Origin of the sequence: Paraprevotella xylaniphila YIT 11841, assembly GCF_000205165.1 — a bacterium.
In the GTDB taxonomy this organism is placed as follows: Bacteria; Bacteroidota; Bacteroidia; order Bacteroidales; family Bacteroidaceae; genus Paraprevotella; species Paraprevotella xylaniphila.
This window is the reverse complement of record NZ_GL883829.1, coordinates 1-3,686: the sequence shown is the minus strand read 5'-3', so window position 1 is coordinate 3,686 and position 3,686 is coordinate 1. Positions and strand designations below refer to the sequence as shown.

Below are 3,686 nucleotides of genomic sequence, written 5' to 3'. Positions count from 1 at the left end.
AGTCCAGATCCTCGAAGGCGATGCGCGGCGGTTCGGCTTCTTTCAGAGCCTCCAACGCCTGCTTCACCTCCGGCATACGCTCATTTTCGGGATTGTCGCCCATCCAAGCCTCTATGCGTTCCGCCTTCTCTATCACGTTTCCTGCGATGAAGCGGTCTTTGATTTCGTAACCGGTCACGAGCGGATTATAATAGATGCGCCCTTGCAGGGTTGTGAGCAATTCCTCCGCCGTGCTGTCGGTTATCGTTCTCATATAGTCAATATCGACTGTGCCGAACTTGTTGAGCGACGCGGACAGGGCTTCTTCGGGTGAGCCTACGTTGGCATGGCTCTCCACCGCGAAGGAAACAGGACGCTCGAAGATGTCCGCCTTGACGAACTTTCCGTTCTCCGCCCGTTCCAGCGAAAGGATGTCGCGCCCGCCCGCGTCCATCATCACTAACTTCACGTTCTGCTTGGCATTGAGATAGCCGTAACGCATGACAAACTCATCGTAACAGGTGTTCAGATGTTCACGCCACGGGACATTTGCTTCGTGCAGGTTCGATTCATAGCGGTACAGACGCTCGTAGGCGTCACGCAGCGACACATACAACAACGCCTTTTCCTTCTGGTATCCTTTCAGGTCGAGCGGCTGGAATGTCGCCCCGTATGGCGTGATGTCCTTCAGGTAGCCGATGTTATGACGCCCCCGGTCAGCCACCAGCGACCCTTCGCGCAGGTGCATCTCCGGCGTGCGGTGGTAGGCACGCGGAGAAAGGTCCACGACTGCCTCCTTCGGCTTTTCCGCTTCGATGTCGGGGAAAAGGGAAGTTACCACCGCTTCCGATGGGGTATCTGTAACGGCAGGTGCGGTGACTGCCTCCGGCTGTGTTTCCTCCTGCCGGGGTTGGTCACGTGGTACTTCCGGCGTGACCGTCGCAGCCGTTCTGTTTTCCTGCTTCTCATTATGATGCCTTGCCAGCTCCCGAAGTTCCTTCCTGCGCTCCGGTGTGAGTTCCATCATCATCTCGTAGAAGCCGTTGATGGGAGGATTGGTTTCCCAATCCAGCTTTGCATAGATGTCGTCCGGGTCGGCAGGCTTGGCGGCACTATCCGCTTTCGCTTCTTTGTTTTCCGTAACATTCTGTGTGGTCTGCACCTGCGACTTGGGCGTAACGCGTCTTGCCGGGCTTTCCTTTTTCGCCGTTTTTTTCTTTTTGGCGGTTTTAGGCTGGCTGACCTCTTCCGTCATGCCCCAGAGGTCGAGCAACGTGAGCTGCACTCCGGCGGAATATTTCGGACGAGGTTCTATCTCCGGCTTTTCCTCTGCGGATTGCGGTTTTTCCGTCGGAGTTTCCACCGTCTGCGCCGAAGATTCCGTTTCCAATTTTATAGAAGGACGCTCTACCTCCTTTTGAACGGTAACCTTTTCTTCCGTTCCCGCCTGCCGGATTGTTCCCGAATACAGGCGCATGGCAAACCTGTAATGGAAATCCTCGTCAAGCATACGGCGCAAGTCCCCGGCTATGCCTGCGGTCTTGCCCTCGTGCAGATAGACCATAGCGGGTTTCCCGTAGGGGTCGGTGTCAAGTTTCGCCGTCGTATGCACGATGCGTTCCGGGTGGTGGATGAAATAGGCGTTGTCCGTCAGGTCGGTTTTTGTGTCCGTCTGTATCACGGTCATCAGCCGCTCGTCATGCGACATTTCCTTCTTGCTGAGGTTCTTTTGCAGGACAATCAGGTCACTGCCCACCTCCGTACCCGCGTTGTCCGTGAACAGGTTGTTGGGCAGGCGTATCGCGGATACCAGATCAGCCTGACTGAACAGCTCGTTACGCACGGAGGTCTTGGTGCTGTTCAATACCCCTTGCGAGGTGATGAACGCCACGATACCGCCGTCACGCACGGCATCCAGCCCTTTGAGAAAGAAATAGTTGTGGATGGCTTTCTGGGCGGAGCGTCTGCCAAAGGAATCGCTACGCTGAAACTCCGCGTCGAACACGGCGATGTCACCGAACGGAATGTTGGACACCGCCAAGTCGAAATAATTGTTGAACGGTCTTTCGATTTTCTCAAAACCGCAGGTTCGCATCTTTTGGTCGGGATAGAGATGCCGCAGGATTGTGCCCGTGAGCAGATCCTTCTCGAAAGCCATCACATCCGCATTGGGGCTGTGCCGCAGCACGGAGCCCACGAATACACCGACACCTGCCGACGGTTCGAGCATACGGGCGGGGCGGACGCTGTAATCCGCCAGCACGTCCGCGATGGTGTCGGTTATCTCTTTGGGAGTGTAGAAAGCGGTCAGCACGGACGCTTTGAGCGAATCCACAAACCGCTTGTACTCCGTTTCGTCCTTGCTGTTCTCACGGATGAGCCTGTGCAGCTCCACCGTAGGGGCGAACAGTTCGAGGTCGGATTTCGCCCACCGGACGGCATCCGTCAGTTCCTTCGCAGGGTTGAGGATACATTTCAGACCTCCGAAACCGCAGTACCTTTGAAGTATGGCACGCTCTTCGGTTGTCGCTGTTCTCTGTTCCCTGTCAAGGATGAATGCCGTCCGTATCGCCTCGATGTTGTCCCGCAGTTTCTGTTTGCGGTTAAACGCCATATTCCCCGATGAAAAGGACAGTTGCCCCCGTCAGCTCCGTGTAGAGCAGGTCGTAATCGGAAGACAGGGCGAAATTGTCGTCCGAAAGGTCATAGACGGTGAACACGTTGCCGACAAGCGGCAGGAATTTCTGTATGAAGGCTTCACGCTTCTCTTCCGGCACTTCGTCTGAGAACTCGTTTTCCACGACTTCACGGAGCATGGCGTACCGGGAATAGCGCAGCCCGCACAGCAGCGTGTCCATAGCCAGCTCCTGCGCACCGTCGGCGGGATAGCCTTCGAGCCGAGCCTTCTCATACGTTTCGGTGGCACGGTCGGCCCGTTCCCGTATGAAAGCGGTGTCGGTCGCCTGTTCAAACTTGTTCGTGCGGAGATAGTCCAGCAAGTACAGACCGTAATAGGAAAAGTCAGTCTGATTCTCGTTTTTCTTCTTGTTGTTCATTACTTTGGATTTAGCGGATTGATAATTAACGGGATAATGGTTGGAAAAAGGAAGAAAAAGGCACTCGGTATCCCTCCGAGTGCCACCACTAAATCCAAAGTATGAGTGTAATCCGGTATCGAAGAACAATTCATTACTCTGAACAAGTGGCAAAGTTAGCATTATTTCTTCCGTCCTGAAAATTTCTTGCCCTTTTTAGCCTCCGGGAACACAAAAGTCGTGTTATATTCCCCGTCAAAGGCGACAATGGCATCGAAACTCTTGCCCTGTTTGCTCTTGAAGCCTTTGAGCAGCTGGGTATGCCCGTCAGTGAGCAGGTCTTTGATTTCATCATCGGACAGGGTGCGACCCGCTTTCAGCCGGAACACGGGCAGTCCGCACTCAGTGTTGTCGCAGCGTACTACCTTGCCGTAGAACCGCATCCTGCCCGTGCCGCACTTGGGACATGCGCAGCCGGAGTCACGGCTGCCGAAGAGCTTGTCGCACGAGAACAGTTCGGAGGTTATCTCACGTGTGTACGCCTCTATCTCCTTGCGGAAGGTGTCGGCGGACAGTTCCCCGCGCTCGATACGCGCCAGCTCCTTTTCCCATTCGCCCGTCATGGCAACATCGGCGATACGCATCGTCTTCACGACGGAATTGAGGGCAAGT

At 55.1% G+C, this 3,686-nt stretch carries 3 protein-coding genes; all 3 read right to left on the bottom strand.

The window, feature by feature from the left end; translation table 11 throughout:
• On the bottom strand, nucleotides 1–2,593 hold a 2,593-nt coding region (locus tag HMPREF9442_RS04760), incomplete at its 3' end, for a winged helix domain-containing protein (RefSeq protein WP_008625907.1).
• Complete coding sequence (locus HMPREF9442_RS04755) at nucleotides 2,583–3,035, bottom strand: DUF1896 family protein (RefSeq protein WP_040602644.1); 453 nt, start codon at nucleotides 3,033–3,035, stop codon at nucleotides 2,583–2,585. The genes HMPREF9442_RS04755 and HMPREF9442_RS04760, both read right to left, overlap by 11 nt.
• Before the next feature lie 161 nt (nucleotides 3,036–3,196).
• Nucleotides 3,197–3,686: topoisomerase C-terminal repeat-containing protein (locus tag HMPREF9442_RS04750; RefSeq protein ID WP_008625905.1), on the bottom strand; the 490-nt coding region annotated here is incomplete at its 5' end.